This is a genomic window from Curtobacterium sp. B18, from assembly GCF_000333375.1.
Lineage (GTDB): Bacteria > Actinomycetota > Actinomycetes > Actinomycetales > Microbacteriaceae > Curtobacterium.
Genome location: NZ_BACZ01000457.1, coordinates 1 through 1,577, shown reverse-complemented (window position 1 = coordinate 1,577; position 1,577 = coordinate 1). Strand labels below are relative to the sequence as shown.

Here is a 1,577-nt window from a genome sequence, read left to right as displayed (position 1 = left end):
TCCTCGGCGCGGGCCTCACGCCACGGCCGGGCCTCGAGCGGCTCCGGGTTGAACGGTTCGAGGCCGTGCTCGACACCGAGCGCGTCCAGCACCGCGGCGGCGACGGTGGCGTGGCCCATGGGGGAGTGGTGCAGTCGGTCGGGCGCCCACATGCGCGGGTCGCGGAGGACGCGGAGCGCCCACATGCTCGCCACGATCGCACCGTGCTTCAACGCGATCGCGTGCAGGTTCTCGTTGTAGATCGCCGTCTTGCCGCGGACCATCCCGAGGACCGGGGTCATGCCGACGTCGGGCCCGGTGAAGAGCACCACGGTCGCGCCGTCGCTCCGGAGCCGGGCGACCATCGCGTCGACGCGCTCGGCGAGCTCGTCGGGGTCGGAGCCCGGGCGGATGATGTCGTTGCCACCCGCGGACACCGTCACCAGGTCCGGGTGCAGCGCCAGCGCCGGCTCGACCTGCTCGTCGATGATCTGCTGGAGCAGCCGTCCGCGGATCGCGAGGTTGGCGTAGGCGAAGTCGTCGGACTGGTGTGCGAGGACCTCGGCCACCCGGTCCGCCCAGCCGCGGTTGCCGCCGGGCACAGTGGGGTCGGGGTCCCCGATCCCCTCGGTGAACGAGTCACCGATCGCGACGTACCTGGACCACGGATGACGATCTGACACCCCTCGGACCATAGTCTCGTGCCATGACGAAGGCCAACCCGTCCCGGAACCTGCCCGACGAGCTGCTCGACCGGATCGCCGCGCGTGCGCCCGACTACGACGCCCGGAACGCGTTCTGCGCCGAGGACCTGGACGAGCTGCGGACGGCGGGCTACCTCCGACTCGGTGTCCCCGTCGAGCGCGGCGGCGCCGGGCTCGGGCTCGCCGCGACGGCAGCGGTGCAGCAGCGGCTCGCGCAGGCCGCACCGGCGACGGCGCTCGGACTCGGGATGCACCAGGTCTGGGTGCAGGCGGCGCGCGCCGTCACCGCGCGAGGCGAGTCGTTCCTCCAGTCCGTCACCGACCACGCGGCGGACGACCGCCTGCTCGCGTTCGGGGTGAGCGAACCCGGCAACGACGCCGTGCTGTTCGACTCGACGACGTCGGCGGAGCCGGACGGCGACGGCGGCTACCGGTTCACGGGCACCAAGGTGTCGACCTCGCTCGCACCCGCGTGGGACGTCCTGAGCGTGTTCGGGAAGGACAGCAGCGGCGCGGAACCGCGACTGGTGCACGGCTTCGTGCTGCGGTCGGACGGCGGCGTCGAGCACCTGGACGACTGGGACACCCTCGGGATGCGGGCGACGCAGAGCCGGACGACGCTGCTGCACGGGGTGCACGTGCCGGCCGACCGGATCGTGCGGAGCCTGCCGGTGGGGCCGAACCAGGACCCGCTCGTGTTCGGGGTCTTCGCGGCGTTCGAGCTCCTCGTCGCGTCGGTGTACGTCGGGATCGGCTCGCGGGCCGTGTCGCTGGCGGTGTCGGCGGTGCACGCCCGGACCGCGCGGGACGGGACCCCGCGCGCCCAGGACCCCGACGTCCGGCGGGCGATCACGGACGTGCAGGGCGCCGTCGACGCGGTCGAGCTGCAGGTCT

At 73.4% G+C, this 1,577-nt stretch carries 2 protein-coding genes; one reads left to right on the top strand and one right to left on the bottom strand.

Features of this window, described 5'->3' with window-relative positions; genetic code table 11:
* A partial coding sequence (locus tag I5E_RS12320) for an SGNH/GDSL hydrolase family protein (RefSeq protein ID WP_042723833.1) occupies window positions 1-662 on the bottom strand: 662 nt, incomplete at its 3' end.
* Window positions 663-685: 23 nt separating this feature from the next.
* Here I5E_RS12320 and I5E_RS12315 point away from each other — a divergent pair.
* Window positions 686-1,577: acyl-CoA dehydrogenase family protein (locus I5E_RS12315; protein ID WP_031262507.1), on the top strand; the 892-nt coding region annotated here is incomplete at its 3' end.